Origin of the sequence: Microbacterium endophyticum (genome assembly GCF_011047135.1) — a bacterium.
GTDB classification, from domain to species: Bacteria; Actinomycetota; Actinomycetes; order Actinomycetales; family Microbacteriaceae; genus Microbacterium; species Microbacterium endophyticum.
The window spans coordinates 2,147,221-2,171,760 of sequence record NZ_CP049255.1; the positions used below are offsets into that span (position 1 = coordinate 2,147,221).

The following is a 24,540-nucleotide window of genomic DNA, read 5'->3' on the forward strand; positions in this document are numbered from 1 at the left end:
TCGCGCGGCTGAAACAACACTGATCACGGGGCCGGGGGGAAACTCCCGGCCCCGCACAGAAAGACACACACAGTGAACAACACCCCTGACTCCTCCGAATCGGTTGCGGCCCTCAGCTTGATCGAGAAGGCCGCACTTTTGAGTGGCGAGAACATCTGGCAAACGCGAGCGATCCCGCGGATCGGTCTGCCCGCGGTATGGATGTCGGATGGGCCCCACGGTGTGCGAAAGCAGGTCGGCTCAGCCGATCATCTCGGCCTTAACGACTCAGAGCCTGCGACTTGTTTTCCGACAGCGGCCGCAGTTGCCAACAGCTGGGACGAAGAGCTTGCGGAAGAAATCGGCGCGGCTCTCGGACGTGAAGCCTCGGCTCAGGGCGTGCACGTTTTGCTGGGGCCGGGTCTCAACATCAAGCGCAATCCACTCGGTGGTCGTAGCTTTGAGTACTTCTCTGAAGACCCCGAGCTTGCGGGACGCCTCGCGGCAGCGTACGTCCGCGGCATCCAGTCGGAGGGCGTTGCTGCCACTCCCAAGCACTTCGCTGTGAACAGCCAAGAGCTTCGCCGTATGGTCAGCGATTCGGTCGTTGACGAGCGGACGCTTCGGGAGCTGTACCTGACAGCGTTCGAGATCGTTGTCACGGGCGCGAACCCCTGGGCAATCATGAGTTCTTACAACCTCGTCAATGGTGCGTACGCTCACGAAAACACTCACCTGCTTGACGAAGTACTTCGCCAAGAGTGGGGCTTTGACGGTGCCGTCATTTCGGATTGGGGTGGCGGAAACGATGCCGTTCGCGCGGTTCACGCTGGCGGCACGATCGAAATGCCGTCACCGGGGTTCGACTCGGCTCGCGCGATTGCGAATGCCGTGCGCGCGGGCACGCTCTCGGAAGCTGACCTCGACGCACGCGTGCGTGAGGTCATCGACCTCGTCAAGCGCGTGACAGCTCGCGAAACACCGGCAACGTTCGACGCTGAGGCGCATCACGCGCTCGCTCGGCGCGCCGCAGCAGAGTCTGCGGTGCTGCTGAAGAACGAAAAAGCGCTTCTGCCCCTCGCAGCAGGCACACGCGTCGCGCTTATCGGCGATTTTGCGCAGACGCCGCGTTACCAGGGCGCTGGCTCATCGAACGTCAACGCGACTCGCGTGACGAATCTCCGCGCTGCAATCGCGTCCACCGATCTCGTACTCACTGACTTTGCTCAGGGCTTCCGGCGTGACGGAAAAGCCGACCCAGCGCTCGTTCGTGAGGCGATTGCCGTCGCAACGAAAGCCGATGTTGTCGTGCTGTCGCTGGGGCTGCCCGAAATCGCTGAGTCAGAAGGTATTGATCGCGCCACTCTCGAGTTGCCTGGTGATCAGGTGGCGCTCCTTGCCGCAGTCGCCGCCGCAAACCCTCGCACCGTTGTCGTGCTCAGCGCTGGCGGTGTCGTTGAGGTGCCATGGGCGCACCAAGCTCAAGCGCTCGTGCACGGGTATCTCGGCGGACAGGGTGGTGCTGAAGGCATGCTCGATCTTCTGACGGGGGTAGTAAACCCTGGTGGAAGACTCGCAGAATCGTATCCACACAAGCTTCTGGATACCCCGGCCGCCGACTCATTCCCAAGCGTTCATCGCACCGCGGAATACCGCGAGGGACTTTACGTGGGATACCGGTATTACGAGTCGGTCGCGGCATCCGTCGCTTTCCCCTTCGGGTTCGGCCTCAGCTACACAACGTTTGCCTACGAGAACCTCACCATCGATGGCGGTTCTGCGTCGTTCACAGTGACCAACACGGGTGAGCGCGCGGGCAGCGATGTTGCTCAGCTTTATGTTGGCCGCGTGAGTGCGAGCTCGCTCTATCGTCCGCAGCGTGAACTCAAGGGCTTTGCCAAAGTACGACTCGAGCCTGGCCAGTCGCAGACAGTGACCATTGAACTCGGACAACGCGCCTTCCGTTTCTTCGATGAGAACACCTCGTCGTGGCAGACCGAGTCGGGAACTTACGAGATCGCCGTCGGTTCGCACGTGCGAAATCTGTCGCTAAACGCGCAGATCGACGTCGCTGGCACGGTCGAATCCGGAGCGGTGGCAGCGTCGGCCGAGGTCTATCACCGGGCTGACATCGCGCACGTTTCGGATGCTGACTTCTCGGCCTTGCTTGGTCGTCCGGTGCCCCGTGCGGCGTGGGGTGACGGGCCACTTGGCTTCAACGATCCGATCGACCGGATTCGCGTGGCGCGGAGTGCTCTGGCACGCTTCGGATTCCGGATCATCGATGGTCGTCGTCGCAAAGCCGAAGAGTCCGGCGAGCCGGATCTCAATATTCTCTTCATCTTCAATGCGCCTTTCCGCGTGCTGTCGAAGATGAGCGGCGGTCGCGCAACGAGGCAGCTGACCGACGGTGTTTTGACACTCGTCAACGGCCATGTATTCCGCGGCATTGGTCGCGTGCTGTCTGCCTATTTCAGGGGTCGCCGCGCCGAAAAGCGTTCGCGTGAGCAGTTCCGCGCGGCTGCGGCGACTCTCACCCACACTTCACACAGGAGCTCGTGATGTTTACCAAGATCAAGAACTGGTGGGTCGACTTCGCCACTCGCCGCCCCGAAATTTCGCGATTCCTCGTGTTCTTTGTGCTGTCGAACGGTGTGACTGCACTGCAGCTCGCGATGCTGCCCATCTTCCGGTGGCTCTTCGATACATTCACCAATCTTGTCAACGTCAATTTTCAAACGTTGCCGGTCGGCACGAATTTCGATGGCAGCCAGTACTACATCTTCGATTACGCCGCCGGTGCTCTGCCGCAGGGTGGCGGCGGGCTCGCATATTTTCTCGCGGTGCAGATCACACTGCTGATCGCGCAGGTAATCAACTTCTTCCTGCAGCGAAACATCACCTTCAAATCCAACACATCGGCATGGATCGCCGCCGGTTGGTACGCGCTCGCGTACGTCGCCATTACGTTCATCGCTGCTGCCGCGCAGGGTTTCTACAAGGCGCCCATCTACGATTTGCTTATGAACACCTGGGGCTGGGGATCGACCGGTGAGGTAGTCGCAGACCTCATCACCGGCGTCATCAACGCAGCGATCTCGTTCTGGGTCTTCTATCCGATCTTCCGAGTGATCTTTCGGCAAAAGAAGACCGAGCCGGAAGTTGGATCGGTGAGCGAATCGGCATGACCACAGGCGCCGCCCTGCCGCTGCTGACGATCGTCGTTCCGTCGTTCAACGCGGCCGCATATCTCCACCGTGCTGTTGATTCCCTCGTGGGCATCGGCGATATCGATGTGGTGATCGTCGACGACGGTTCTACTGACGCGACGGGTGTGATTGCCGATAACTTCGCGGCAGTGCACCCCGATACGATTCGGGTGGTTCACCAGAAGAATGGTGGACACGGGGCCGCGATTGAAACCGGAATCGCGCACGCGCGGGGTCGTTACCTCAAGGTGCTCGACGCCGACGACTGGCTCGATCGCGCGGCTCTGGTGAGGGTACTCGATACTCTTCGCGGACGTGATGCGGTCGGTGGCATCGACGCGCTGTTCACCGACTTCGTGCACGATCGGGTGGGCAAACAGAATCGGGTTTCGCGGTTCGACTCCGTCTTTCCGGAACGACAAGTTTTCGGATGGAACGATGTGGAGCGTTTCAGTAAACGGCAGTACCTGATGATGCACGCCATCATCTATCGCACAGCTTTGCTTCGTGAAAGCGGCTTACAGCTGCCCCACCACACGTTCTACGTCGACAATCTTTACGTCATCGTGCCGCTCGCTCGTGTTCGGAAGATGTACTACCTACCCGTGAGCCTGTATCACTATTTCATCGGCCGTGTCGGTCAGTCGGTCGAGGCTAACGTGATGCTTGCGCGCGTCGATCAACAGCTCCTCGTCAACAAGCTCGCTCTGCACGCTCTGCCGTCTCCCACGCAGGTTTCGAGCGGCGAAGTCCCGCTTGCACTGTATACAGCGCTGCTGCACTACGTCGAAGCGCTCTGCGCTGTCACATCCGCGACGCTCGCGCGCGGTGGCACACCAGAGCACCTTCGCAAACGTCAGGATTTCTGGGCTGAAATCAAGCGCGAAAACCCGTGGGTCTACACGCGGATGAGGCGAAGCTTTATGGGAACCAGTAGCAACCTTCCGGGACAAGCCGGGCGACGTGTCACTCTGCTCGCGTATCACGTGGCGCGAAGGGTGGTTGGATTTAGCTAGACCGCAAGCGTGTGAACAGGGGAGGAGAGCAGTGATTCGAGTCGGAGTGGTCGAGGACGACCCAGCGAGCATTGATCGGCTGCTTTCTCACCTCGATCGGTTCCAACGCGAGCAGGGCGAGGCCTTCCACGTGGGGGCATTTCGCGATGGTGCCGACATTCTCGAGGACTATCGACCCGACTGGGACATCCTCTTTCTCGACATTCAGATGGAGCGCGTCGACGGCATGACGGCCGCGCGGCGCATCCGCGAGGTCGATAGCGAGGTAATCATCGTGTTCGTCACCAGCTCGCCGCAGTACGCAGTCGCCGGTTACGAAGTGGATGCTTTGAGCTACCTCATGAAGCCCGTGACATATGCCGCATTCGCGCAAGAACTCACGCGAAGTCTTGTGCGCCTGCGGCGGCGAGAGCGGCGGCACCTCCTGTTCGCTGCCGTTGATGGCGATCGCCACCGCGTGGATATTGCCGATATCCTCTACATCGAGAGCGTCAAGCATCACGTCATGATTCACACTCTCGACGCTGATCACACGGTCGTGACGACCCTCAAGGCGATGGAATCAGAGCTCGCCGATGACGGTTTCTTCCGCTGCAACAGCGGATATCTCGTCAATCTGCGTCACGTCACTGGTGTCGAAGGCAACGACTGCCGCGTGCGCGGGGGAGTGCGCCTGCAGATCAGCAGGCCGCGGAAGAAAGAGTTTCTTGCGGTTCTTTCGGCATATATCAGTGCGCGCGGGATCACGACGTGAGCGTGGTCGAGGTAGCGACCGCCGCAACAGCAGACATTCCCCGAATATTCACCGCGGTCGCCGAGTGGGGCGCGTGCATGGTCTTCATGCTGCTCGTCAATCGGCGGATGCGGTGGGTCGGGACGTCGATGGTGACGCTTCTCGCGTTGCTCGCACTCGTGGCAGTTCAGATGTGGGCTGGATCGCTGCCGCTTTCGCTCTGGATATTCGGCATGCTCGCTGCAGCCTTCACGATGTTTGTCATCGTGCGCGTCAGTCTCGAGGTGACGGCCACGACGGCGGGATACCTCGCCGCGCGTGCTTTCGTTCTCGCGGAGTTGACGGCATCCGTGCACTGGCAGTTGGAGCGGTTCTATCTCGACGCTGCTCCACAGGTTGTGCGAACGAGCGTGATGCTTGCGGTCTACGGCTCTGTTTTTGCGCTCGCGTGGTGGGCGGAGCGGCGGCACCTGCCGCGGGGGATCGAGTTCGAAGTCGGGGTGGGCGAACTCGTGAGCGCGTTGGCCATCGCGGTGGCGACGTTCGGCATTTCAAATCTCAGCTTCGTCAATGCCAACACACCGTTCAGTGGTCGTGTCGGTACCGAGGTTTTCTACATTCGCACCCTTGTCGACCTGTGCGGATACATCGCGCTTTACGGGCAACTCGAAGTGAGACGCAGTCTGCAAGCTCGGCGTGAAGCCGACGCGATGGCACGATTGCTCACAAGTCAGCACGACCAGTACGAGATGTCGCGTCGCGCGATCGATGAAGTGAATCGCAAGTATCACGACATGAAGCACCACCTCGAGGCGATCAGAGCAGAGCAAGACCCGCAATCGCGCCTGCTGATACTCAACGAGCTGGAGACGTCGATTCAGAACTACGGGGCGAGCATCCGGACGGGCAACTCGGTGCTTGATGCCGTGTTGATGGGTAAGCAGCTTTACGCGCGTGAAAGCGGCATCGAAATGACATCGGTTGCTGACGGGCGCCTTCTGAACGCGCTAAGTCCGCTCGATGTGACCGCAATCGTCGGTAACGCGCTCGACAATGCGTTCGAAGCAACTTTGCGTGTCGCCAATGCCGAAGAGCGCCTCGTGAAGTTTTCGCTGTTCGCCCGCAACGACTTTGTGATGATCAGTGTGGAGAACACGTTCGACGGGGTGGTGGCTCGTCGCGATGGTCGAATTGTCACGCGCAAAGCGGGGGATGAGCACGGCTATGGGCTGCGAAATATCGAAGCCGCAGCTGAACGGTACGGCGGGTCGATGTCGCTGAGCTCGACCGAGCAGTGGTTTTCGCTCCGAATCTTGTTGCCGAGAGCCGAAGTTCTATGAGGTTACTGAGAGAGCCGCTTTCTTAGAGCTCTTTGAGAGAGCGCACTCGAACATGTGGGTATGACCACTCTCGCAGCGCGGACGACAGCACCCGCTCCCGCGGCTCCCGTGACCCCAGTACTTCGCACGCGCACGCGTTCGCACAAGAAAGCGTGGAACGTCGGCGCGACGGTGTTCATTTGGCTCTCTAGCCTCTTCGTTGTTGCCCTATGGGTGTGGGGCGGAGGCGTCACAGCTGTTCTCGGCTTCAACGGGGAAACGCTAACGACGCTTGGTCGTTTGACCGGTCTCGTTGCTTCGAACCTGTTGCTCTACCAGGTGCTGCTCATGGCGCGCATCCCGTTTTTCGAGCGCGGATTCGGGCGTGACGAGATCACGCGCATGCATCGCTTCGTTGGCTTCTGGTCGTTCTGGCTGATCATGGCCCACATCGTGTTGCTCGTGCTCGGCTACGCCGCCACCGCCGCGATCAATCCGTTCGTGCAGTTGTGGCAGTTCGTCTGGGACTACCCCGGCATGCTGCTCGCAACCGTTGCGACCCTCTGCATCATCATGGTCGTTGTCACTTCGATCCGCCGCGCTCGCCGCCGGATCCGCTACGAGTCGTGGCACCTGCTGCACCTCTACGCCTATCTCGGCGTGGGGCTTGCGCTGCCGCACCAGCTGTGGACCGGTGCTGACTTTCTCTCATCTCCCGCTGCCACTTTCTACTGGTGGGCACTGTGGGCAGCGGCTGCGGCATCCGTCATCGTCTTTCGCTTCGGGATGCCGCTGCTCAGTTCCCTGCGCCACGACATTCGTGTGGCATCCGTTACCGCCGATGGTGCACGGGGCGTGACGGTGCAGATGACCGGTCGGCGCCTCGACCGCCTCAATGCGCAAGCCGGCCAATTCTTCGTGTGGCGGTTCTTGGACGGCCCAGGTTGGACACGCGGGCACCCCTTCTCGCTCGCGTCGGCTCCGACCGCTGCCGGACTGTCGATTTCTGCCCGGTATGCGGGCGATGGCACGCGACGTCTCGCTTCGATGCGCCCCGGCACCAAAGTGATGATCGAGGGTCCTTATGGGCATATGACCGGCGAAGTGCGGGGCGGAACGAAGCTGCTCATGATCGGCGCAGGTGCGGGTGTTGCACCTCTCGTCTCGCTGCTCGAAGAGCAGCAGTACGCCCCGGGTGATGCGACTCTCATTGCGCGAGACAGCGTGGCCGACGATGCGCTGCGGGTCGATGCGATCGCTGATCTCGTAGCGCGGCGCGGATTGCGGCATGTGCCGCTCGTCGGGTCTCGCTCGACACGCAACTCGCCCTGGATTTCGGTCAGCCACAACGAATGGCGCGGCGCTCACCTGATCCAATATCTTGCGCCAGACCTCGGTGAGTACGACGTGTACGTGTGCGGTCCGATCCCGTGGATGAAGCACGTGACGCGTGACCTCAAGCGTGCGGGCGTTGAGCCCGAGCGCATTCACTCTGAAGCATTCACGGTCTGAGCGTAGGGAGACGCCATGAAGAAGATCATTTACGGCCTGCTCGCAACGCTTTCAGGGCTGGTGTTGTTGTTCAGCTATCGCACCTCGCTCGACGTCGTGGCACCCGCTGCGGCGATGGAGTCCTCGACGGATGCGAGCTCCTCGACCTCGGATTCGACTTCGAGTTCGGGCTCGACTTCGGGTTCGGGTTCGGACTCAAGCTCGACTTCGGGTTCGGGCTCGGACTCAAGCTCGAGTTCGACCTCGGGTTCGACGTCATCGCAGCCACAGTCATCTGCGCCCGCGGCCACCACATCAGGACTCGTTGACGGCACATATACCGGGGACTCAACCAGTACGCGGTACGGCCCGGTGCAGGTGCAGATCACCGTCTCGGGTGGCGTTGTGACCGATGTTCAGGCGGTCGACTATCCGAACGGCAACGGTAAGGACAGGCAGATCAACTCGTACGCGATCCCGCGCCTCGTGAGTGAAACGATCGACGCGCAGAGCGCGCAGATCAACATGGTCTCGGGCGCCACCTACACGAGCCAGGGGTACAAGACGTCGCTGCAGTCAGCGCTAGACCAGGCGCAGAGCTGATGGGCGCGCGGGTAGCGGGTCTGCACGTCTGGGTGGAAGACCTGATGGGGATGGCAGTGAGCATTCACGTGAGGTCGGATAGCGACACGGCGAGTGTTGCGACCGAGAAAGCCGTGGCATCCTGCTTTGCTGACCTTCGCGAGATCGATCGGATGTTTTCGACCTACCGTGACGACTCTGACATTTCTCGCATGGCGCGGGGTGAACTTTTTGAGGCGGATGCCGACCCTCGCGTTGCCGAGGTGGCGCAGGCCTGCCGCGAAGCCGAAGTCGAGACGGGCGGGTTGTTTTCTGCGCACTGGCAGGGGTGGTTCGACCCCACCGGGTTCGTCAAGGGCTGGGCGGTCGAGCGTGCGGCGCGCACTCACCTCGAGCCGTTGCTCGCCGATGAGATCGCTGTGGGCATCAATGCCGGCGGTGACCTGCAGCTGTTCACGGCTGAGGGTCGCGAGTGGCAGTGGACGGTTGGTATCAGCGACCCGCATCGACAGGGTGAAGTCCTGGCGACCTTCGATATCAGGAACGGTGCGATGGCAACGTCGGGCTCGGCCGAGCGCGGCGCTCACATCATCGATCCGCACACCGGTCTCGCCGCTGCCCGTGGCGTGGCTAGTGCGTCGGTCGTTGCCGACAGTTTGACGCGCGCTGATGTGTGGGCGACGGCCGCGGTGGTTGCCGGCTTCGATGAGCGATCCTGGGTGTCGAAGGCCGGAACACAGACCGGGATGCTGGTTGCCGATGACGGCCGTGTGACCCGCTGGCTGGGCAGCACCGTCATCGAGACGGTGGTGGCGTAGCGAAAGCGCGCCGCAAATCCTCGGGATAAAATACCCGGTGTGGATGACTTTCTGGCTGCCCCTCCCTCGGAGATGCAAGCGACAGTTTCGCTGCGTGCAGCTATGAGTCATGACATCGAGTGGCTCGTTGAAATCCGTGCAGAGGTGCTTCGGGCAGACCTTGAGCGCCTGGGAAGATACGACTCGGTTCGGGTGCGTCAACGCATGCGTGATGCTTTCACGCCTGCGAGCGCGCGCGTGATTGTTGTTGACGGCAGCGACGTTGGTTCTATCACCGTGCGGGTCGAAGATGGTGCCCGCTGGATCGAGCACTTCTACATCTCCGCGGCGCTGCAAGGGCGCGGAGTGGGGAGTCACGTGCTCGAAACAGTGCTTGCCGAAGAAGACAGTTCGCGGCCTTTTCGCCTCAATGTCTTGCAGGGAAGCGCGGCGCGCCGGCTTTACGAAAGGTATGGATTCGTGGTTGATAGCGAAGACGCTGTCGATGTCTTCATGTCATTGCCACCGGCGTAACTCACCGCTTCCAGAGATACGGTGTTGTCGTCGATACTGCGACCAGCCCGGAACGCTCGAGAATTGGCCGCGAGTAGTCAGTCGAATCGCTGTGGATCAGCGTTTTCCCCATCGCGATCGCCGAGCGAGCACGCACCGCGGTCAACGCACGATAAATGCCTCGACCCCGCCATTCCGCGCGCGTCGCACCTCCCCAAATGCCGGCAAAGTCAGAATCTGCGACGGGCTCAAGGCGACCCGCCGTCACGATCTCGCCATCCGCCTCACCGACCCACAGTTCCATGCCGTCGTCGAGCGAAAGTCGGTGCAGCAACGCATTTGCCATCTCATCCGAAACTGGATCGCCGAAGACTTCATCTTGCATCGCGCTCATCGCACGCACATCCGACTCGGCATAAATGCGTCGGAGAGACACTCCCTCGGGCAGCGGCACGTCAACGGCGAGTCCCTGCGCGTCGCCGATCATGATCGATTCGGGTTCGTCCGCGATGAAACCGTTCTCAAGGAGTGCGTCAGAAAGTCCGGGCGCGTGATCGTGGCCGCGCGTCTTCCATTCGACCCGGTTAATTTCATTGTCCGACGCAAAGTAGCTCAACGCTTCTGGCACAAGGCGGCGCAGCGATTCGGCCGATGCGTCGCCGAGGGTTTGATACGTGATGAAGCCTCGGCCGCCAGCAAACGTCACGAGCCGTAGCGAGCCGAGCCGGGTGATCTTGGTGGCGCTTGGAGTCTCGGCATCCGTTCGTAGTTGAGTGTCGTATGCATGCAGAAATTCGGCGCTCCGGCTCAGTTCGTCACGACTCATTCAATGATTCTCGTCGTGTAGGGCGTATCGCACACATCAGGCGCGACGATATGGTACGGGGGTAGGGTATGTATGAACTCTGAAAATCAACCGGCGGACGAGGTTCCCATGAGTCAGCACGATAGCCACTCTGGTCACGCACAGCACTCGGATCACGCACAGCACTCGGATCACGCACAGCACTCTGGTCACGCGAACCACGTGGCGAAGTTTCGGCGGCTCTTTTGGATCATGCTTTTCGTGGCAGTTCCTGTTGTGTTCTTTTCGCCGATGTTCGCGATGCTGATCGGCTACTCGTTGCCGAGCGGTTCATGGGCGATGTGGGTGTCGCCTGTGCTCGGAACTGTGATGTACCTGTGGGGCGGAGCGCCGTTTCTTTCGGGAGCTGTGAGCGAGCTTCGCAGTAGGCAGCCGGGAATGATGCTGTTGATTGCACTCGCGATCACCGTCGCATTTGCGGCGTCATGGGGTGCAAGCCTGGGCGTGCTCGACGAGGGGCTCGATTTCTGGTGGGAACTCGCTCTCTTGGTCGTCATCATGCTGCTCGGCCACTGGGTTGAGATGCGATCGCTGGCACAGACCACCTCGGCCCTCGACTCACTTGCGGCGCTCCTTCCCGATGTTGCCGAACGCGTAGATGGAGACTCGACGACCACAGTGTCCCCATCGGAATTGAAGATCGGCGATGTCGTCGTCGTGCGACCGGGCGGGAGGATCCCGGCCGATGGGCGCGTGGTGCAGGGGGAAGCTTCGGTAGATGAATCGATGATCACGGGGGAGTCCCGAGCGGTACGTCGAGCGGACGGAGACGCTGTGGTCGCCGGTACCGTCGCGACCGACTCTGGGTTGAGAGTCGAAATCACGGCAACCGGCGACGACACGGCGCTTGCCGGTATTCAGAAGCTCGTGGCCGACGCACAAGGGTCTTCGTCTCGGGCGCAGCGCCTGGCAGACCGCGCGGCAGGCTGGCTCTTCTGGTTTGCACTTGGCTCTGGTGTGCTCACAGCGATCATCTGGACGGCGATTGGGATGCCGGATGCAGCTGTCGTTCGAACTATTACGGTCCTCGTTATCGCGTGCCCACACGCTCTTGGTCTCGCGATTCCGCTCGTGGTTTCCATATCGACCGAGCGCGCAGCAAAAGCGGGGGTTCTCGTTAAGGATCGCCTCGCGCTTGAGCGGATGCGAACAATTACCACAGTGCTCTTCGACAAGACGGGCACTCTCACTGAGGGAAAGCCTGCCGTCACCGGAATCGAGGCTGCCGATGGCTTTACCGAAGAAGAAGTTCTTGGATGGGCTGCGGCTGCGGAGTCGGATTCCGAGCACCCGCTCGGTCGCGCAATCGTTGGAGCCGCAGCGGATCGGGAGATCAACCTCGAAAGCGCGGACGACTTCACGTCAGCTCCTGCTGTGGGCGTGAGTTCCCGTGTGGCAGGTCGAACAGTACAGGTCGGTGGACCGCATCTTCTCGAGCAAGAGGGCCTCTCGGAGCTGCCCATCGCGAACGATTGGCGCGCGCAGGGTGCCATCATTTTGCACGTTGTCGTTGACGGAAAAGCTGCGGGAGCCCTGCGCCTCGCCGACGCTGTTCGCTCGGAATCGCGTGACGCGATTGCTGCCCTCCACGAGCGGGACGTGCAAGTGGTCATGATTACGGGCGACGCGGATGCTGTTGCTCGGTCGGTTGCAGAAGAGCTCGGAATCGATAGATTCTTTGCCGGTGTGCGGCCAGATGAAAAGGCTTCGAAGGTGAAAGAGCTTCAGGCTGAGGGGCGAAATGTCGCCATGGTCGGAGACGGCGTCAACGATGCCCCGGCGCTTGCGCAAGCCGACGTGGGTATCGCGATCGGAGCCGGTACCGATGTTGCGATCGCATCGGCGGGTGTCATTCTTGCAAGCGATGACCCGCGCTCTGTCGTGTCGGTGATCGAGCTTTCTCGAGCGTCGTATCGCAAGATGACGCAGAACCTCTGGTGGGCCGCCGGCTACAACCTCATCTCTGTGCCGCTGGCGGCGGGAATTCTCGCACCGATAGGTTTTGTGCTGCCGATGTCGGTCGGCGCGATACTCATGTCGCTTTCCACAGTCGTTGTTGCGTTGAATGCGCAATTGCTTCGCAGGCTAGACCTCAGCGCCGAGTTGGTCACCCGTCGTTAGACACGACAGGCTCCGCCGCGACGGCCATAGTGTCGAGTTGCTACAGCGCGGGTAGCGTCACAAGAAAAGTCGTGCCCGCGCTCGATGTTTGCTCCACGTCGACGCTGCCTCCCGCGCGGAGGGCGACGTCACGCACGAGAGAGAGCCCGAGGCCGAAGCTTCGTCGGCGCCCGGTTTCTCCCGATCGTGCGAAGCGCTCAAAGACGTCTTCGGGGCGGATGCCGGTAATACCCGGGCCTTCGTCGCTCACGCGGATGGCGACGGCATCCTGCTGTCGGCTGGCCGCGACTAAGACAGTGCCGCCCGCAGGGGAGTGCTGCACTGCATTGTCGAGGAGCGCGACGAGCACGCGCACGAGGGTGACGCGGGGGAGCGATACTGCTCCCGCGTCCGGCGCCGTCATCGCGAGAGCGACGGATGCTTCATCGGCCACCGGTTGCAACGATTCGAGTGCGCTCGCAATGGCGGCTGCAACCGGTGTCGGTTCGGCGGCGCGCTCGATTGAACCTTCGGCAGCCAAGAGAAGGTCGTTGAGGACGTCGCTCATCATGCCAGCATCACCCCGAAGGTCGGTGATGCTCGACTCGATCGGTTCGCCGCGTTCGTTTCGTCGCTGCAGGATCTGGATACGGCTCGTCAGAGTAGTGAGGGGCGTGCGTAGTTCGTGGCTGGCGTCGGCGACAAAGTTGCGTTGGCGCCGCAGAGCTTCGCCGAGCGGTCGTACTGAGCGCCGTGCTGCTATCCATGCAACGAGTGCCATGAGGAGCACTCCCAGCACTCCCATGACGATGACGGCCGGCAGGATTCGGTCGACGTCAACGACGACTTCGTCTCCAGGTAAGCCGCCTCGATGCTCATCAGCTTCATGGCGTGAGGTGAGGAGGATGAATGCGACCAGCGCGCCCACGCCTAGCGTGATGATCACGGCGGATGCGATGCCAACGGAGAGTCCGACCGTGAAAGCGGCGCGTTGCACGCGATGTTTGTCGTCGACGGAATTCATGACGGATTTCCCGCGCGGTAGCCTCGAGCCCGAACGGTGTCGATGATGTGCGGAGTTGATTTGCGGCGTACGTAGTGCACGTAGGTGTCGACAGAGTTGGTGCTTTCACCGTCGGGAAAGACGGAGCTGAGAATCTCTTCTCGGCTGAAAACGTGCTCAGGGCTGTCGCTCAGGAGTTCGAGAAGCGCGCTCTCGGTTGTGGTGAGGGTGATGCGGAATCCGGACGGATCGTAGATCGCTTGCGAGTCTGGCGTGAAGGTCCAGTCGCCGAGCTGTCGGCGCCGACCTTCCGCGCGAAACGCCCGGCGGAGTGCTCGCAGGCGCGCGAGCAGTTCGTCGTAGTCGAACGGTTTGACGAGGTAGTCGTTGGCTCCGGCATCCAAGCCGGAAACGCGATCGTCGACGGCGCCGAGAGCCGTGAGCATGAGGATCGGTGTCGTGATTCGTGCGTTGCGGACGGCCGCGATGAATGCAACACCGTCCATCCCGGGCAAGCGGCGATCAACGATCATGACGTCGTAGCGGCGCTGTAGTGCGAGACGCAGCGCCGCCTCTCCGTCGGCGGCGTGCTCGACCTCGTACGTCTCCGAGAGCATCTCGATTGTCATCGCGGCGATGTCGGCGTCGTCTTCGACGTACAGCACGCTGCCGCGGTCGTTTGAAGCCATCTTCGAACACTACTCGCGTGTGTCATGCGCAGCGCAGTCAGGTGGCCGGGTCTGGTGCGAATGCGACCCCGGGTGGCTTATCCGTGTAGTTGCGCCCGGTCGGTGACGTCCACTCGAGGACTCCGTCGCCGACTTGTTTCACCGACCACTTACTCGCGTGTTTCACACTGTGGTGTCTTCGACACAGGTGCGCGAGGTTGTGCTGATGTGTTGGCCCGCCAAGCGCTGCATCCACTGTGTGATCAATATCGCACCGGTGGGTGGGCATGCGGCACCCGACGAACCGGCAGTGCTGGTCTCGCGCCCTGAGTTGCCGCTTCAACTGATCGTTGGGTCGGTACCGGTCAACCGAGACCACGGTTCCGGTGACCGGGTGGGTGAACACGCGATCCCACCCCGGTGCGGTCCCGGCGAGCCGCCGGGCACTTTCCGGATCAACCAGACTGAGCCCCGACAGGTCCGCCGGGGTCGATGCCGTGCCCGCAAGGGTCGTCGCGGGCACCGTGACCTGCACGATCGCCTTGATCGCTCCCAACCCGCCACAGTCATCCCCCGCGAGCGGGTCAAGGCTCGGCACCGACGTCAACAACATGTCGGAGAACAGGTCCGCGCGGATCTGATCGGTCGTCCGATGATCGTCTGCGGGCTGCTCGTGTTCCCGTGTGCCGTAGTCCGACCGTCCCGCCTGGAAGTCTTTCAACGCCCGCGCCTGCTGGGTGAGCCGGTTGAAGATCCCATGCGCTTGCACTGACGGCAATACTGCGTTGAGTGAACTCATCCCATCGGCCAGGTCGAACAGGCGCACCGTGCGGGTCGCGTTCGCATCATCGAAGCGTTCCTGCAGCGTCCGCGGCTGCGCTTTCTCCGCAAGAGCCACCGCGAACCCCCGCAGCCGTCCCGGTGTCTCAGCCTCAGCGACCGCGACCACTTCCCGGTCGTACCGGGCTTTGGCTGCGGCATCCGTCAGATTCACGCCTGCCCGCAGTACTTCTTGCACATGCCGTTCCGAGACACGCCCGGCACTCCACGACGCGAACGTCTCTGGGTACGCCCCAGTCACTTCGATCGCGTCGTCGATCCGTGCCTGCGCGGTGCGATCCGACAACCGCAGTGCCGCCGCAACTTCTGCTGCGACGGCCCGCATCGGAATTTCCCGATCCCGTGAGTCTCGCGATGTCATCCGCCCCATCTGCTCAAGCGCAATGCGCCCCATGTTCGCGAGAACCTCGGCCCGCGCCGCCTGCATCTGAGCGATCTGTTCATCGAACGAAATCAACGTCGCCACAGACTCAGAAAGCTCGTGCGCTTCTGCGTCTTGTTGCTCGGTTTCGTTCTCTGACATGCTCCAAGTATCGAACATATCTCCGACATTGACCCCGCCGAATAAGCCCGAAAAGACCCGATGTGGATAACTTTCTTGAAAAACTTTTGGGGAGAAGAAGATGCGCCTTAATCCATCTAGTCGTGCTGCATTCGATTCCGCGTGACGCGAGCACTGCTCAGGGATTGCTGTAGCAAATTCGCCCGCGAACCCGAGGCACGGCATTCGCGACGTCACCCCACGTACTGCCCGGTCGTATGGCGAGCCGGTACCACGGGCAACGGAGGTGCCAAGGGTTCGTCGATCGACGTCATCATGCCAGGTTCTCTCGCGTGGAGCGTCGCTCGCGAGCATCGACGCATGTGTCGTACCGTCGAGGGATGGCGGCGGGTGGAATCTACGTAGAAACAAGTATTCGGGCGCCGCTAGAGAGCGTGTGGCAAGCCACTCAAGATCCCACGCAGCACGTGCGCTGGGACGTAAGGTTCACGAGCATCGAACCGACCTCGACGACGGACTCCGGGACTACCCGCTTCGTTTATACGCGGCGGGTTCCGCTGCATACCGTGCGCGGCACCGGAATCAGTCTCGGAGAAATCACTCGCGCTGACGGCACGCGCACATCGGCGCTGCGTTTCACGACATCCGACCCGCTGTCACCGATTCGCGATGGCCGCGGATATTGGCGGTATGTACCGGCGGGCGACGGGGCAATCAGCTTCATTACGGGCTACGACTATTCGAGCGGATGGGGCGTGCTCGACGTGGTCGTTCGCCCGATCATCGGTTGGGCCACCGCGTGGAGCTTCGACCGATTGCGCATCTGGCTAGAAACCGGCGTTGCCCCCGAACAGTGGCCGCTGTGGAGCGTGCTGTGGTTTTGGCGCGCAAACCGTCCTCGGGCTGGTCGTTGCAAACGCAAACCCCACGGCGGAAGTCGGCGCGCCGACCATCTCAGTGCGGCGCCAGAAACGCTGAGGAAGCTTGCCGACCCGAAGGGCACAGCATGAGTTCGATGTTTGCGCGTGCCATTGGCGAGCATGATTTCGCAAGGCTTCACCCGATGATGCAGCGGAGGTTTGGCGTCGGGCTTGAGTCGGGCGAAGCGTGCATCGGCCGCGGTGTCATGACAGAAATTCGGCGCGGGCCGTGGTGGACGGTGCCGTTTTTGCAGATCGGGAGACTTCGCAACATCCTGATTCCCACGCTCGGTCGCGAGGTGCCTTTCACCATCGAGAACTTTCCGTATCGAGACCCACTCGGACGTGAAACGGTCACCTTCGTGCGTGAATACACGATCAATGAGCGCGCCAGTCGATTCGACGCGACGATGATCCTCAGCGCCGGGCGCATCGTTGACTACCTCGGCACTCATCAGCATCTCGCCGTTGATCTTGAGCTATCGGTCGACGACGACGGTGGTCTGAGGCTGAAATCTGATGCGCAACGGTTTTATGAAGGTCCCGTTGCCTTCCGTTTTCCCATGCTCTTCAGCGGGCGCGCCACCCTGCATGAATGGTACGACGAGACTGATCAGTGTTTTCATGTCGACATGCAGGTGCACAACCATCGCTTCGGTTTTCTCTTCGGATACCGCGGATCATTCACCTGCGAATGGATTCCGGCATCCGACGCTCCCGAGCGCCTCAAACCTCTGCGGCACGAGCGGCGGGTTTAGCCTCTCGCCGATGAATCAGGGCTGACTGTCGAGCTAGCGAGTCCAGCCGCGAAAGTTATGCAGCATGGCTGTTTTCGGATACGCGCCGCTAGGTTGCCCGATTTCAAAAAGATCGACCATGAGGAACATCGGGTAGTTCGGTGCTTGCGGGATGTCGCGAACGACGACATCTTCGCAGCAGATGACGGTGCGGTTATCGCCCCAATCAACGCTCCATGTGTGTGGCCGCGAGGCGTCAAAGGGCAAGCGCACGTCGGCCATGTCAGTCTCTATGGCAGCGTCGGTGTGAGCTTTGATGCCCGAACGCGCGAGAGTTGATGCGCCGACCGCGTGCCCGTCGATCTCGAAGATGCACACTTCGCCGGACTGCGCGGCATCCAGATGCTCCGTGCCTACCAGCCACGCAGCGAGCATGCATTGCGGATCTACGCTCGCGCTGACGGTCAGCTCAACGCGCCCGGCGGTGGGCGCCCACAGCAGCCGCGTCGGAGTGGGCGAGCGGACAACGAGTCCGTCTTCTCGATGTCGGTGTGTGCCAACTCTTGTGCCGAGATCGCCAGCAAATGTGCCGGTTTGAAGATTCGAAACGCGTAGCGGGGCGTCTTCGTCTCGCCAGTTGAGCTGCTCTAAATCGATGCGCAGTTGCATTCCTCCTGCCGGGAATGAGTATCGCGCAGCCGAACGCTCGGGTGTTGTCCAATGCGGTAGATAGTGGTCAACCCAAAGGTCTGCGCGGAGCGGGCCCGAGAAGTCATCTTCGATATCAGGCTGCTGCATGGAGTGTGATCTGAAGTGACGCCAGAAAGAGGCACGCGCCGATGACACTGAGTGGAATCCAGCGCGCAGCAGCCATACTCTCATCGCATCATGCGTTGCGATGAAGAGTCAACAGCGATGAGCTACCGCCCGTTGCCTGCGGAGCAGGTCTCTTGATCGGCCGAAGTACCGTTGACGTTGCCCGGCAGAGCGACGGTTCCATCGGCTGGGGCCTCAGATGCGGTCTCCGTCGGCTCTTCGGATGCCGGCGCTTCGGGCTCATCAGTCGGGGTCACTTCGATGACACCCCCGTTCGAGCCGGCTTTACCGTTGATCTCGAGCGATTTATTCTCGGCTATCGCCGTCATCAGAATCTCGGCGGAAGAAGAATCGGGAACCACCTTGTTCGAGTCGGCAGAGTCGTCAACGACCGGGTACTGCACGAAGGTGATGTCTTCGAACGGCACGTCTTTTATCGCAAGCGCGAGCTGCACGAGGCGTAGCGGGTTCGTGAGGCTTTCACTCGGTTCGATGTTGTCTACTGCGGCATTCGCGAGTCGGTAGAGGCTGCCGGCATCCGCCAGCACCTCCTCGCTCCGAAGCTTGTGAGCGAGCCGCGACATGTACTGCTGCTGATTGCCGATACGAGCCAGGTCGCTTTCGTCGCCAACGCCGTGGCGCGTGCGTAAGAACTGCAGTGCGTCCAGCCCCTTGACCGTTTGCATGCCCGCTTCCCAGTCGATGCCGGTGTAGTAATCGCGGATGCCGTTGTTGCCGATGCATACCTCGACTCCACCGATTGCGTCGGTGATGTTGACGACTCCGCCGAAGCTCACCTTCGCGGCGAACGGGATATCAAAATCGGTGAGTGCAGAGATCGTCGAGGCAACGCATCCGAGCCCGGCAACGCCATAGACGCTATTGAGAGGCTGCTTAGACATGGCGGAGGTGGTGGATCCGTCTTCTCTTGTGCACGAGGGCACCGCGACCATCAGATCGCGCGGGAACGAGATGACAGTCACCCGCCGTGGATTTTCTGACACATGCATCAGCATGTTGACGTCGTTGAGCTGCCCCTCGGAGTCTGCTCCCGTGCACCGATCGCCGAGGGCCGCTTTCAGCTCTTCTTCGCATTCGTCAGTTCCCACGATGAGCACGCTGAAGTCACCCTCAAATGCGCCCATCGTTGGCGGCTGAGCGACGTCATCTTCGAGCGCGACAGCTTTGCTGGTGACTTTCGCCGAGAGGTCGTAGACGATGTACGAAGCTACCCCTGCCGTAGCCACGAGAGCCACGACAGCTGCGACGGCAATGAGTTTTAGTGCCTGCTTCGCTGGGTGAGGAGAGCGCAGGCGCGCGTGTCGCGCGACAGTCGAGCGTTGTCTTGACATCGTTCCCCCAGGTCGAGCGACGGTCGCCGCTTGCTTCAGTACGAGATCATGCTGCGGCCTTGCGTGCGTTCCTCGACAAACGTAGCGACGAGTGGAGGTACGCAACTGACAAAACGCTGTTCACGACGAGACCCGTCACGAGAGCGACGCCACCCTGTGGCTCGACGTACCCCGCGGCGATCCACGAAACCTCTGCCAGAAAGAGGGCACCGAGGAGATAACCGGCTAGAGGACGAGAGGTCATACGCCACCATGCCCGCGCTGGTTCGATGTGCTCGTCGATGCCGCGGAACGTCCGCACGCAGAAGATCACGGCGGACAGCATGAGAACTGTGCCGAGAAAATAGCCGAGCGAAAAATTCGTGGCGCCAACGAAAGCTGTCGCCCCGAGTGAAACTGCCGCTGCGCCGATGATCGTGGCCGACTTTGCGATCGTGCTCTGAATGCGCACTAGTCCTCTTCTCGTGGGCGGCCACCTGGAGGGAGATACAGGGCCGTCACCTTCGAGGGTACGCGGCGCGGCCCCGCTGAGTGCGCACGGTGCGAGCGCCGGTGTTCTGTGACGGACTATGACGCAGATTCGCCGCCACACCTCAGAGCAGACGTAACGTAATCACGTGAATCCCGTCCTTGCCGCTGCGCTGATAGTCGTGCTTGTACTCGTCGCCATTGCCGTTGGAATCGTCACGAAGCGTCGCTCCAGCCGCAAACGCCGGGTCACTGTAGCCGAAGTAACGCCCGCCGACATCGATCTGGAAACACTGGGCGACGTCGCGACCGTTGTACAACTCAGTACCGAGTTTTGCGCGCGCTGCCCGGGGGTTCACCGGGCACTCGTCTCAAATCTCTCCGGGGTCGAAGACGTCGTGTACACCGATGTCGACCTCACTCACCGCCCGCAACTCGCCTCGCAGCTGCGCGTACTGCAAACGCCGACGGTTCTTGTCGTGGATGCGCAGGGTCGAGTTGCTGCACGATACGCCGGCGCCGTGTCGCCGATGCTCATCAATCAAGAAATCGACGCACTGAGAAGGGGCGCAGATGTCGCATTCGCCAGGTGAAAACAGAGTGCAGCTACCGCGCGGGATAGACCCGAGGGCGCCGCGATTTGCGGCGTGGATCACCGCTGTGCTGCTGCTGATCGGCACGTTCCTCGCCCTACTCGGCCCTGGAGTTGCAACGCTCGCGACCGTCGCGGAACGACTGACTGACCCTGGATTCATCGTTTTGGTCGTTGTCGATGCACTCTTCGTCTGGGGCTTCACATCGCCTCGTACCGCGCCCTGGGGCGTGCTGTATCGGAGCGTGATTCGACCACGACTTGCCCCTCCCGAAGAGCTCGAAGACCCGCGGCCGCCCCGGTTCGCTCAGGTCGTGGGCTTCACGGTGGTGACCGTGGGACTCGCGCTCTACCTGCTCGGTGTGGCGTGGGCGCTTCCGATCGCAGGCGCCGCGGCGTTCGTGGCGGCATTCCTCAACGCAGCATTCGGGCTGTGCTTGGGTTGCCAGTTGTATCTCGCATTTGCCCGCATCGGGCTCATCCGGCCGCGCGGAGGCCTCGTCGGCATTTAACCGATCAGCGCGTCGAACTAGATGCGACCGATCGGCACGTGGTGCTCGAACAACCGGCCGCGGATGCTGCTGGGTTCAAGGGAGACGTATACGAACTCTTCGACCGGTATCCATGCCGGAAGTGTCTCTCGTGCCGCGGGGGAGAGTACGAGGTCGTCTTTGAGAACTTTTGCGCTCGCCCGAACAACGACGCTCCAGACGTTATCGGATGTGTCGGCATCCACTTCGAACGCGACGTGCGGGTTCTCGATCAGTTCGTCGAGTTTTGATCCTTTGCTGCTGCGAAAGAGAATCTTCTCTCCATCGGAGTAGTAGTTGACCGGAAAAATATCGGGCCTGCCGCGCGTACTGAGTGCAAGGTGGCCGAAATTCTTGCTCATGAGATGCGCCCAACTTGCCTCATCTGAGAGCTCGACGACTGGCCCCTGCGGGGACCAGCCCGGTTCGGATACGTCGTGAGACATTCTTCACAACTCCTTTTCTGCCGACTACGCTGCGACATATTCTTTAACACCCGCGGTGATGTCCACCAGGGCTTTTTTAGCGTCGTCGAAGAGCATGCCGGTCTTTGGGTCGGTGAAGAGCGGGTTGCTGATGCCCGCGTATCCTGGCCGCATCGATCGCTTGATGACGACGACAGATTTTGCGTGGTCGGCGTTGAGGATCGGCATCCCAGACACGGCATTTTCGGACACGCGTGCAGCAGGGTTGCAGACGTCATTCGCTCCGATGACGAGGGCGACATCGCAGTTATCAAACGCTGCGTTGGCGTCGTCGAGTTGCAGCATCTGGTCGTAGGGCACGTTCGCTTCGGCGAGTAGAACGTTCATATGACCCGGCATTCTGCCCGCGACTGGATGGATCGCGTACTTCACATCGACGCCGTTTTTGATGAGGAGCGCGGCAAGCTCAGCAACCTCGTGCTGTGCCTGCGCTGCTGCCAGTCCGTACCCGGGAACGATGAGCACATGTTGGGCATACGCGAGCTGGATTGCGACATCGTCGGAAGTCAGACTCCGAACGTTTGAGAGATCTTCGTCGCTAGCCGCGGGCGAGGCCGCAGCATCGCCGGTGCCAAATCCGCCGAGGATGATCGAAACGACCGAACGGTTCATGGCCTTCGCCATCTGCAACGTCAAGATCGTGCCTGCGGCACCTACAAGAGCGCCCGCAATGATGAGGGCCTGGTTGTTGATCGCGAACCCAGCCATTGCCACGGCGAGCCCGGTGAATGCGTTCAAGAGCGACACGATCACGGGTGCGTCGGCTCCACCGATCGGCAGCACCATCAGGACACCCAGAATGAGCGAGGCGACCAGCACGATCACGAGCATGAGGGTGCTGCCGGTAAACACGATGGCCAAGATCCCGCTGACGAGGGCAACGATCACGATGCCCACATTCACGACGCGGGCGCCCGGAAAGCTGATGGGCTTGCCCGGAATAATGCCCTGAAGTTTTCCGGCGGCCACGAGCGATCCGGAGAACGTGATCGAACCGATCAGCACATCCAGCACGACAGGAATCGACACCGAGAGACTGAGTGTGGCGTTGTCTGCGGGCAGCACGAAGGCGGCGAAAGCGACGGCGGCGGCCGCGCCGCCCCCGACGGCGTTGAAGATGCTCACCAGCTGGGGTACATCGGTCATTTTCACCGTGCGGGCTTGCCGAACACCGAACACACCGCCGACGATGGCGCCAGCAGCGAGCGCGCTCCAGGCGATCCAGTCGCCCCCGTCGTCACCAGCGAGAACACACCCGTCGTGACGACGGCTATGACCATGCCGGCGGCAGAAATGAGATTCCCGCGTCGAGCCGTCGACGGCGCGCGCATTTTATGGAGCCCCACAACGAAGAGAGTGGCGGATGCGAGGTAAAGCGCACCGACGATGAAATCGAAACCGGTCATGATGCATCCTTCGTCGAAGCCTTGGCGTCGTCGTGCACCGTGGGGCGCGTGAACATTGCGAGAATCCGATCGGTGACGACGTACCCGCCGAAGACGTTCGCGGCCGCCAGGGTCCCCGCGATGAAGGTCAGGACGTAGCCCGCCGGAGTGTTGGCGAGCGAGGCAGTGACGACTGCGCCCGCGATAACGACGCCGTGAATGGCATTCGAGCCCGACATCATCGGAGTGTGGAGCGTCGTTGGAATCTTGCTGATCACTTCTACGCCGACGAGAAGTGCCAGAACGAAAATGGCGAGGTTGCTGAAAAGGGTTTGCATCACGCGGCCTTCGCTTTCGGAGAAGTGATGTGAGCGTCTGGCGCCGGTAGTGGCGCGAGTTTCATCGCATCGCGCACTCTTTCGCTGACGATGAGGCCGTCGTGCGACACCACGATGGCCGAATGAACCTCGTCGGTGGCATCGATCGTGATCACGCCGTCAGGGGCAAGAGCATCGATGACCGATGTGATGTTTCTGCCGTACATCTGCGAAGCGGATGCCGGGAGATCTGCGGCGAGATTGCCCCCGCCCACCACAATGACTCCGCCCGCTGTGGTGTGCGTTTCCCCATCGACGGAACCGAAGACGTTGCCACCTTTGTCGCTCGCTCCGAGGTCGACACATACCGAGCCGGGCTGCAACGTGGCGAGTGCCTGCTCTGAGACGAGAAGGGCAGGCATTCGCCCGGGCACCTTCGCGGTCGTGATGATCACATCGAACGCGATGAGCGCTTCGGACAGCTCGTTTTGTTGTGCTGCCTGTTCTTCGGTTGTCATTGCGCGCGCGTATCCACCTTCGCCGGCGCCGGCCGCGACCGACGACGTGAGAAAACGCGCACCCAACGACTCAACCTCGGTGTGCGATGCGGGACGCACGTCGTAACCGGTCACAATGGCGCCCAAGCGCTTGGTGGTGGCGATCGCTTGAAGCCCCGCGACGCCGGTGCCGATCACGATCACTTTTGCGGGGATTGCCGTACCGGATGCCGTCACCATCATTGGCAGGTAACGGCCGAAGCTCGAAGCGGCGACGATTCCGGCCCGATATCCCGCTGCACTTGATTGCGAGCTCAAAGCATCCATCGCCTGCGCGCGGCTGAGTGTCCGCGGAAGAAGCTCGAGGGCAACGGCCGTGACCCCGCGGCTTGCGAGTTTTGCGACTGCATCACGGTTATTGAGGGCATCGAGGAGCCCGACGAGGACTTGACCGGAAGTGAGAGCATCGGCGACCAGGGGAGCCGGAAAATCAAGCACCGCAAGAATATTGCACTTCGCGATGACATCGCTGTGGGATGCCGCAGTGGCACCTGATGCTTCGTAGGCGCTGTCGGGGAAGCTTGCGTCCGCCCCGCAACCGGCTTCGAAAAGCACAGCAAAACCGGCCTTCACGAGGTGGTCGACAGCGCTCGGATCGAGCGCGACGCGATGTTCTCGAGAGCTGAGCTCAGAGAGCACACCCACAATCAGGGTGGTGTCTGTATGTGCCATGGCGATCCTTGGTCGGCGCGAAAAGAAATCCGCTGCCAAGGATTGGAGCAACTACTCGAACTGTACTCGCGGTATTGCTTGATTGGTTAACT

Annotated in this window: 26 protein-coding genes; 14 read left to right on the top strand and 12 right to left on the bottom strand. The window is 61.3% G+C overall.

Going from position 1 to position 24,540, the window contains the following annotated elements; all coding sequences use genetic code 11:
• The first annotated feature begins 72 nt into the window (after positions 1-72).
• The 9 genes from G6N83_RS10030 to G6N83_RS10070 are packed head-to-tail and all read left to right on the top strand — an operon-like array spanning position 73 to position 9,660.
• The gene (locus G6N83_RS10030; protein ID WP_165141680.1) at positions 73-2,541 is read left to right on the top strand and encodes a glycoside hydrolase family 3 C-terminal domain-containing protein; all 2,469 of its coding nucleotides are present in this window, start codon (positions 73-75) and stop codon (positions 2,539-2,541) included.
• Entirely contained in the window at positions 2,541-3,167 is a 627-nt protein-coding gene (locus tag G6N83_RS10035; RefSeq protein WP_165141682.1) for a hypothetical protein, read from the top strand. The genes G6N83_RS10030 and G6N83_RS10035 overlap by 1 nt, the downstream gene beginning before the upstream one ends.
• Positions 3,164-4,204, top strand: coding sequence for a glycosyltransferase family 2 protein (locus tag G6N83_RS10040; RefSeq protein WP_165141684.1), 1,041 nt, complete (start codon positions 3,164-3,166; stop codon positions 4,202-4,204). The genes G6N83_RS10035 and G6N83_RS10040 overlap by 4 nt, the downstream gene beginning before the upstream one ends.
• A 31-nt stretch (positions 4,205-4,235) precedes the next feature.
• Entirely contained in the window at positions 4,236-4,958 is a 723-nt protein-coding gene (locus tag G6N83_RS10045) for a LytR/AlgR family response regulator transcription factor (protein ID WP_165141686.1), read from the top strand.
• Positions 4,955-6,277, top strand: a complete 1,323-nt coding sequence (locus G6N83_RS10050) for an ATP-binding protein (protein ID WP_165141688.1) — start codon at positions 4,955-4,957, stop codon at positions 6,275-6,277. Before G6N83_RS10045 ends, G6N83_RS10050 begins: the two co-directional genes overlap by 4 nt.
• Before the next feature lie 60 nt (positions 6,278-6,337).
• Complete coding sequence (locus tag G6N83_RS10055) at positions 6,338-7,768, top strand: ferredoxin reductase family protein (protein ID WP_165141690.1); 1,431 nt, start codon at positions 6,338-6,340, stop codon at positions 7,766-7,768.
• Positions 7,769-7,783: 15 nt separating this feature from the next.
• Positions 7,784-8,350: an FMN-binding protein gene (locus G6N83_RS10060; protein ID WP_165141692.1), complete on the top strand. Its 567-nt coding sequence runs from the start codon at positions 7,784-7,786 to the stop codon at positions 8,348-8,350.
• Positions 8,350-9,147 (top strand): FAD:protein FMN transferase, encoded by a 798-nt coding sequence (locus G6N83_RS10065; RefSeq protein WP_165141694.1) that lies wholly within the window; start codon positions 8,350-8,352, stop codon positions 9,145-9,147. Before G6N83_RS10060 ends, G6N83_RS10065 begins: the two co-directional genes overlap by 1 nt.
• Positions 9,148-9,186: 39 nt before the next feature.
• On the top strand, positions 9,187-9,660 hold the full coding sequence (locus tag G6N83_RS10070) for a GNAT family N-acetyltransferase (RefSeq protein ID WP_311737119.1): 474 nt from the start codon (positions 9,187-9,189) through the stop codon (positions 9,658-9,660).
• Position 9,661: 1 nt separating this feature from the next.
• Here the strand turns inward: G6N83_RS10070 and G6N83_RS10075 are convergent, their stop codons facing one another.
• On the bottom strand, positions 9,662-10,465 hold the full coding sequence (locus tag G6N83_RS10075) for a GNAT family N-acetyltransferase (RefSeq protein ID WP_165141696.1): 804 nt from the start codon (positions 10,463-10,465) through the stop codon (positions 9,662-9,664).
• Positions 10,466-10,573: 108 nt separating this feature from the next.
• Between G6N83_RS10075 and G6N83_RS10080 the strand changes: the two genes are divergently transcribed.
• Positions 10,574-12,625, top strand: coding sequence for a heavy metal translocating P-type ATPase (locus G6N83_RS10080; RefSeq protein WP_241246183.1), 2,052 nt, complete (start codon positions 10,574-10,576; stop codon positions 12,623-12,625).
• A 40-nt stretch (positions 12,626-12,665) separates the two neighbouring features.
• Here the strand turns inward: G6N83_RS10080 and G6N83_RS10085 are convergent, their stop codons facing one another.
• The 3 genes from G6N83_RS10085 to G6N83_RS10095 are packed head-to-tail and all read right to left on the bottom strand — an operon-like array spanning position 12,666 to position 15,638.
• On the bottom strand, positions 12,666-13,628 hold the full coding sequence (locus G6N83_RS10085; RefSeq protein WP_165141700.1) for a sensor histidine kinase: 963 nt from the start codon (positions 13,626-13,628) through the stop codon (positions 12,666-12,668).
• Positions 13,625-14,296, bottom strand: a complete 672-nt coding sequence (locus G6N83_RS10090) for a response regulator transcription factor (protein ID WP_165141702.1) — start codon at positions 14,294-14,296, stop codon at positions 13,625-13,627. Before G6N83_RS10090 ends, G6N83_RS10085 begins: the two co-directional genes overlap by 4 nt.
• 37 nt (positions 14,297-14,333) lie before the next feature.
• Positions 14,334-15,638: an HNH endonuclease signature motif containing protein gene (locus G6N83_RS10095; RefSeq protein ID WP_165141704.1), complete on the bottom strand. Its 1,305-nt coding sequence runs from the start codon at positions 15,636-15,638 to the stop codon at positions 14,334-14,336.
• Positions 15,639-15,997: 359 nt separating this feature from the next.
• Here G6N83_RS10095 and G6N83_RS10100 point away from each other — a divergent pair, with 359 nt between their 5' ends.
• Positions 15,998-16,627 (top strand): SRPBCC family protein, encoded by a 630-nt coding sequence (locus tag G6N83_RS10100; RefSeq protein WP_183408403.1) that lies wholly within the window; start codon positions 15,998-16,000, stop codon positions 16,625-16,627.
• On the top strand, positions 16,624-17,295 hold the full coding sequence (locus G6N83_RS10105; RefSeq protein WP_165141706.1) for a DUF4166 domain-containing protein: 672 nt from the start codon (positions 16,624-16,626) through the stop codon (positions 17,293-17,295). Before G6N83_RS10100 ends, G6N83_RS10105 begins: the two co-directional genes overlap by 4 nt.
• 33 nt (positions 17,296-17,328) lie before the next feature.
• Here the strand turns inward: G6N83_RS10105 and G6N83_RS10110 are convergent, their stop codons facing one another.
• The 3 genes from G6N83_RS10110 to G6N83_RS10120 all read right to left on the bottom strand — a co-directional run bounded on the left by G6N83_RS10110 (position 17,329) and on the right by G6N83_RS10120 (position 19,893).
• Positions 17,329-18,072, bottom strand: coding sequence for a LamG domain-containing protein (locus G6N83_RS10110; RefSeq protein ID WP_165141708.1), 744 nt, complete (start codon positions 18,070-18,072; stop codon positions 17,329-17,331).
• 122 nt (positions 18,073-18,194) lie between these two features.
• Positions 18,195-19,442: an LCP family protein gene (locus G6N83_RS10115; RefSeq protein WP_165141710.1), complete on the bottom strand. Its 1,248-nt coding sequence runs from the start codon at positions 19,440-19,442 to the stop codon at positions 18,195-18,197.
• 46 nt (positions 19,443-19,488) lie between these two features.
• Positions 19,489-19,893, bottom strand: a complete 405-nt coding sequence (locus G6N83_RS10120) for a hypothetical protein (protein WP_165141712.1) — start codon at positions 19,891-19,893, stop codon at positions 19,489-19,491.
• A 166-nt stretch (positions 19,894-20,059) separates the two neighbouring features.
• Between G6N83_RS10120 and G6N83_RS10125 the strand changes: the two genes are divergently transcribed.
• Both G6N83_RS10125 and G6N83_RS10130 read left to right on the top strand, forming a co-directional pair.
• Positions 20,060-20,503: a YbbN family protein gene (locus tag G6N83_RS10125; protein WP_165141714.1), complete on the top strand. Its 444-nt coding sequence runs from the start codon at positions 20,060-20,062 to the stop codon at positions 20,501-20,503.
• Positions 20,484-21,014 (top strand): DUF4395 domain-containing protein, encoded by a 531-nt coding sequence (locus G6N83_RS10130; RefSeq protein WP_165141716.1) that lies wholly within the window; start codon positions 20,484-20,486, stop codon positions 21,012-21,014. Before G6N83_RS10125 ends, G6N83_RS10130 begins: the two co-directional genes overlap by 20 nt.
• A gap of 17 nt (positions 21,015-21,031) precedes the next feature.
• On the opposite strand, the gene G6N83_RS10135 is transcribed toward G6N83_RS10130, so the two are convergent.
• The 5 genes from G6N83_RS10135 to G6N83_RS10150 form a co-directional block, all read right to left on the bottom strand.
• Positions 21,032-21,394: a pyridoxamine 5'-phosphate oxidase family protein gene (locus tag G6N83_RS10135; RefSeq protein WP_165141718.1), complete on the bottom strand. Its 363-nt coding sequence runs from the start codon at positions 21,392-21,394 to the stop codon at positions 21,032-21,034.
• A 108-nt stretch (positions 21,395-21,502) separates the two neighbouring features.
• Positions 21,503-22,696, bottom strand: a complete 1,194-nt coding sequence (locus tag G6N83_RS10140) for an NAD(P)(+) transhydrogenase (Re/Si-specific) subunit beta (RefSeq protein WP_277601906.1) — start codon at positions 22,694-22,696, stop codon at positions 21,503-21,505.
• A complete protein-coding gene (locus G6N83_RS13935) occupies positions 22,666-22,923 on the bottom strand; it encodes an NAD(P)(+) transhydrogenase (Re/Si-specific) subunit beta (protein WP_277601907.1) in 258 nt (85 codons plus the stop codon). Before G6N83_RS13935 ends, G6N83_RS10140 begins: the two co-directional genes overlap by 31 nt.
• Positions 22,920-23,240 (bottom strand): NAD(P) transhydrogenase subunit alpha part 2, encoded by a 321-nt coding sequence (locus G6N83_RS10145; protein WP_165141720.1) that lies wholly within the window; start codon positions 23,238-23,240, stop codon positions 22,920-22,922. The genes G6N83_RS13935 and G6N83_RS10145 overlap by 4 nt, the downstream gene beginning before the upstream one ends.
• The gene (locus tag G6N83_RS10150; protein WP_165141722.1) at positions 23,240-24,448 is read right to left on the bottom strand and encodes a Rossmann-fold NAD(P)-binding domain-containing protein; all 1,209 of its coding nucleotides are present in this window, start codon (positions 24,446-24,448) and stop codon (positions 23,240-23,242) included. The genes G6N83_RS10145 and G6N83_RS10150 overlap by 1 nt, the downstream gene beginning before the upstream one ends.
• Positions 24,449-24,540: the final 92 nt, after the last annotated feature.

Bases quoted from the DNA above. Each gene is read 5' to 3' on its own strand.
- G6N83_RS10095 (WP_165141704.1), bottom strand. From the start codon at position 15,638: ATGTCAGAGAACGAAACCGAGCAACAAGACGCAGAAGCGCACGAGCTT.
- G6N83_RS10065 (WP_165141694.1), top strand. From the start codon at position 8,350: ATGGGCGCGCGGGTAGCGGGTCTGCACGTCTGGGTGGAAGACCTGATG.
- G6N83_RS10105 (WP_165141706.1), top strand. From the start codon at position 16,624: ATGAGTTCGATGTTTGCGCGTGCCATTGGCGAGCATGATTTCGCAAGG.
- G6N83_RS10145 (WP_165141720.1), bottom strand. From the start codon at position 23,240: ATGCAAACCCTTTTCAGCAACCTCGCCATTTTCGTTCTGGCACTTCTC.
- G6N83_RS10130 (WP_165141716.1), top strand. From the start codon at position 20,484: ATGTCGCATTCGCCAGGTGAAAACAGAGTGCAGCTACCGCGCGGGATA.
- G6N83_RS10135 (WP_165141718.1), bottom strand. From the start codon at position 21,394: ATGAGCAAGAATTTCGGCCACCTTGCACTCAGTACGCGCGGCAGGCCC.
- G6N83_RS10085 (WP_165141700.1), bottom strand. From the start codon at position 13,628: ATGAATTCCGTCGACGACAAACATCGCGTGCAACGCGCCGCTTTCACG.
- G6N83_RS10100 (WP_183408403.1), top strand. From the start codon at position 15,998: ATGGCGGCGGGTGGAATCTACGTAGAAACAAGTATTCGGGCGCCGCTA.
- G6N83_RS10055 (WP_165141690.1), top strand. From the start codon at position 6,338: ATGACCACTCTCGCAGCGCGGACGACAGCACCCGCTCCCGCGGCTCCC.
- G6N83_RS10080 (WP_241246183.1), top strand. From the start codon at position 10,574: ATGAGTCAGCACGATAGCCACTCTGGTCACGCACAGCACTCGGATCAC.
- G6N83_RS10035 (WP_165141682.1), top strand. From the start codon at position 2,541: ATGTTTACCAAGATCAAGAACTGGTGGGTCGACTTCGCCACTCGCCGC.
- G6N83_RS10110 (WP_165141708.1), bottom strand. From the start codon at position 18,072: ATGCAGCAGCCTGATATCGAAGATGACTTCTCGGGCCCGCTCCGCGCA.
- G6N83_RS13935 (WP_277601907.1), bottom strand. From the start codon at position 22,923: ATGACCGGTTTCGATTTCATCGTCGGTGCGCTTTACCTCGCATCCGCC.
- G6N83_RS10115 (WP_165141710.1), bottom strand. From the start codon at position 19,442: ATGTCAAGACAACGCTCGACTGTCGCGCGACACGCGCGCCTGCGCTCT.
- G6N83_RS10075 (WP_165141696.1), bottom strand. From the start codon at position 10,465: ATGAGTCGTGACGAACTGAGCCGGAGCGCCGAATTTCTGCATGCATAC.
- G6N83_RS10150 (WP_165141722.1), bottom strand. From the start codon at position 24,448: ATGGCACATACAGACACCACCCTGATTGTGGGTGTGCTCTCTGAGCTC.
- G6N83_RS10090 (WP_165141702.1), bottom strand. From the start codon at position 14,296: ATGGCTTCAAACGACCGCGGCAGCGTGCTGTACGTCGAAGACGACGCC.
- G6N83_RS10060 (WP_165141692.1), top strand. From the start codon at position 7,784: ATGAAGAAGATCATTTACGGCCTGCTCGCAACGCTTTCAGGGCTGGTG.
- G6N83_RS10040 (WP_165141684.1), top strand. From the start codon at position 3,164: ATGACCACAGGCGCCGCCCTGCCGCTGCTGACGATCGTCGTTCCGTCG.